Source organism: Candidatus Effluviviaceae Genus V sp. (assembly GCA_014728125.1).
Taxonomy (GTDB): domain Bacteria; phylum Joyebacterota; class Joyebacteria; order Joyebacterales; family Joyebacteraceae; genus WJMD01.
Genome location: WJMD01000168.1, coordinates 1 through 3,544, shown reverse-complemented (window position 1 = coordinate 3,544; position 3,544 = coordinate 1). Strand labels below are relative to the sequence as shown.

3 protein-coding genes are annotated in these 3,544 nt (G+C 67.9%); 2 read left to right on the top strand and 1 reads right to left on the bottom strand.

What is annotated here, in order from left to right; genetic code table 11:
* Nucleotides 1-84 precede the first annotated feature (84 nt).
* Nucleotides 85-1,350, top strand: coding sequence for a hypothetical protein (locus GF405_10120; protein MBD3368509.1), 1,266 nt, complete (start codon nucleotides 85-87; stop codon nucleotides 1,348-1,350).
* An 87-nt stretch (nucleotides 1,351-1,437) separates the two neighbouring features.
* A complete protein-coding gene (locus GF405_10115) occupies nucleotides 1,438-2,175 on the top strand; it encodes a methyltransferase domain-containing protein (GenBank protein ID MBD3368508.1) in 738 nt (245 codons plus the stop codon).
* Between the two features lie 125 nt (nucleotides 2,176-2,300).
* Here the strand turns inward: GF405_10115 and hflC are convergent, their stop codons facing one another.
* On the bottom strand, nucleotides 2,301-3,245 hold the full coding sequence (hflC, locus tag GF405_10110) for a protease modulator HflC (GenBank protein ID MBD3368507.1): 945 nt from the start codon (nucleotides 3,243-3,245) through the stop codon (nucleotides 2,301-2,303).
* Nucleotides 3,246-3,544 lie beyond the last annotated feature (299 nt).

The window sequence follows — 3,544 nt, the reverse complement described above, 5'->3', positions numbered from 1 at the left end:
CGCGTCCAACGGGGTGAGCGGTTCCTGACGATGCCGGCCGATCGCGTCGGCCGGCGGGCGGGACCCAGGCGAAAGGGGGAGGACATGGCACCGAAGAGACGCTGGACCAGGGCGCTCCCCATCGTGGTCCTCGCAGCGGGTCTCCTGATCCCGGCCTTCATCGGGAGGGACGACCCGGCGCCGGCGGTCGCAGCAGATACGCCGGCCTCGTACGCGGGACGGACCGCGGCCGAGTGGGAGCGATTGGCGGACCGGGCGGCCGACGCCGGCTCGCTCGACCGCGCACTCAAGTACCTCAAGAGCGCAGAGCGGGTCGCGCCGGGAACCCAGTACGCCGACAGGCTGCATTCCATCCGCCGCCGTCGATGGGCGGCGCGCGAACTTGCAGCTCTCAGACGACGGTTCCTCGAAGGCGCGCCGGCGAAGGTGGAGTACACGTCCGACGGAGACGTCGCGATGGCCTACCGCACGACGCCCGCGCTTCCCGGTGAGAATCTCTGGTCGCTGGCGACCGGCGCGGCACGGGCGGAGCACCGCCTCGAGCCCGGCGATGAGCCGGAGAGACGGCTTGTCTACGCGTGGTGGGACCGGCTGACCGAGCTCAACGGGCTGCGGGAGCTCGAGGTCGGTGAAGAGGTGCTGATCCCGCTTCTCGACGAGGAAAGGCAGGCTCTCGCGGCCGCCGCCATCGAGGACCTGCAGCGCATCGACCGCGGCTTCGCGGAGCTCGAGTCGGGCGATATCGACGGCGCGGAGGCGGTCCTGGCCTCGGTGCGCGGCTCGTTCGCTCGCGGCACCGGCGAGTACGCTCTCCTGGTGCAGGAACTGGAAGATGAGCGGGCCAGACTCCGCCGCGAGCGTGAGAGTGGGCTGGTCGCGCGGGCGCACGAGCTCGCTGCACGGGCCGACACGCTCTCGAGGGCGACGGCGTACGACGATTACGTCTCAGTGCTCGACGAGGCACGGCGCGCACTCGAGGAAGCGGAGGGACTCACCGACGGCGAGCAGTACTCCGCGGCGCTGCGGTCTGTCGACGCGCTTGTGGCTGCGGCCGAGCGTGTCCGCGTCGAGGGCGACGGGACGGTCGTCGTCCTGCGCGAGCCCGGGGAGCCGTTCACCGACGCCGCACTTGAGGCCGTCGAGTGGCTCCTCGAGCGCGAACTTCATCGAGGCGACGCGGAGTTCCCCGAGGTCGACCGGAAGACCCCCGACCAGATCGCGTGGGCCCGGTTCCTCTACGCGGCCTCGGAACTGGCGGAGGAACGCGGGATCGAACTGGCGGCGGTTCTGACGTCGTCGGACGGCGGAGAGATCGTCCTGCCTCATCCGTCGAGCTACTTCGATCGCTAGACACCTCAGCACTTGTCGTTGCCGCCGGTCCGGTTCGCGTCGTAGCATGGGGGCGAGCCGGACCGGGCGTCTTTCGGGGGGGCAGAGGTGACGCACTGGACAGAGGAGTTCTTCGGCGGCGCGTGGAACATCATCCAGCGCTCGCCGGAGCTCAGGAGAAAAGCCGTCGATGAGGCCGCCTTCCTGGAGGAGGCGCTGGGACTGACACCTCACAGTCGTGTGGCCGACGTTCCGTGCGGGGACGGACGCATCCTGCTGGAGCTTGCCAGGATGGGGCACAGGGTCGTCGGACTCGATGCCTGTCGGAGGAGCGTCCGGAGGGCGCGCGACCGCGTGCGCCGCTCGGGGGTCGAGGCATGCGTCCGGCTCGGCGACATGCGCGCGACCGGACTCGAGCCCGGGTTCGACGCCGCCGTGAGCTGGGGCGGGAGCTTCGGGTACTTCTCTGATGAGGAGAACGAGGCGGTGCTGCGCGAACTCGTCCGGCTGACGCGGCCCGGCGGCGCTGTTCTCGTGGAGAGCGTCGGTCGTCCCTACGTGCTCAGGCACTTCCTCAAGGAAGTCGAGCACAGCGTGGGCGATCTCACGGCCGTCTCGCGGAACCGATGGGACGCGGCGACGGAACGGCTCGAAGGCCGCTGGACGTTCAGAAGGAGAGACACCGTCGAACGGAGCCGCACGAGGATGCGGCTCTACACGTTGGGTCAGATGAAGCGGCTGCTCGAGAGGGCGGGCGCGCCGCTGGAGGTCGCTTTCGGCGGCATCGACGGCGAACCGTATCGGAGCAGCAGCAGAAGGATGATCGTCGTCGGTCGCAGGAGCTGAAGCGACCCGACGACGTCGCAGCGCTACCGGAACAACGACGCCCCGCCGTTGTCAGGCGGGGCGTCTCTCGCTGCGGGCCCGGCTGTCCGGTCTTCGAAGGTACGGAGACCACGGCGCGCCGACCGTCACTTCGTCGACATGCTCTTCAGCAGTTTGAAGTACTCACTGTCGGTCGTGATGATGAGCGAGCTCTCCTCGTCGATCGTCTCCTGATAGCTTTCGAGCGTCCGCAGGAACTGGTAGAAGTCGGGGTCGCGACCGTACGCCCGGGCGTAGATGGCGGTGGCCTCGCCGTCGGCCCGGCCCTTGATCTCCTCGGCGATCTCGTACGCCTCCGAGTGGATGCGGTCGAGCTCCTTCTCCTTCTGTCCACGGATCTCGGCGCTCTCGCCCTGTCCCTCCGACCGGTACCGCTCCGCGATCCGCTTCCGCTCGGAGATCATGCGCTCGTAGACGTTCTGCCTGACCTCCTCGACGTAGTTGACGCGCTTGACGCGGACGTCGATGAGCTCGATGCCGTATCTCGGCATCTGCTCCGAGGCCTGCCGGAAGATCCGCCGCGTGATCTCGGTCCTCCCGACGGTCACGGCCGCGGTGTCCTCGGCGGCCTGCGTCTGGACCTCGAGATCGACGAAGGGAAGCTCCCGGTCCGTGTTCCGTACCACCTCGAGCAGAAGCTGGTTCGTGACCCTGTCGCGCGCGGCGGCATCGATGACGTCATCGAGGCGCGCCTGCGCTCCGAGCTCGTTCGACACCGACTGCATGAACTTGAGCGGGTCGATGATGCGCCATCGAGCGAACGTGTCGACCCAGATGTACTTCTTGTCCTTCGTCGGGATCTGGCTCGGGTTGCCGTCCCACTCCAGGATACGCTTGTCGAAGTAGTTGGCCTTCTGGATGAACGGCGCCTTCGTATGCAGTCCCGGCTCGGTGACCGGGTCACCGATCGGATCGCCGAACTGCGTCACGACGACCTGCTCGGTCATATCGACCACGTAGAGCGAGTTCGTGAGGACGATGAGACCGACGATCACCAGGACGGCGACGGTGATGACTCTCCCTGCGTTCATTCGCCACCTCCCTTCAGCTGGTCCAGTTGAAGGAGTGGCACGAGATTCTCCAGCTCGGGGTCGACCACGATCTTTCTGCGAATGCGCGGGAGGAGCTCCGTCATCGTCTCGAGGTAGAGACGGCGTCTCGTCACGTCGCGGGCTCTGGCGTACTCCTTGTAGAGCGCAAGGAACCGCTCTGCGTCGCCCTGCGCCCGGTTGACGCGCGCCAGCGCGTAGCCCTCGGCGTCGCGGATCATCCGCTGGGCCTCGCCCTCGGCCGCAGGGATCTCCTTGTTGTACTCCGCCCAGGCCTCGTT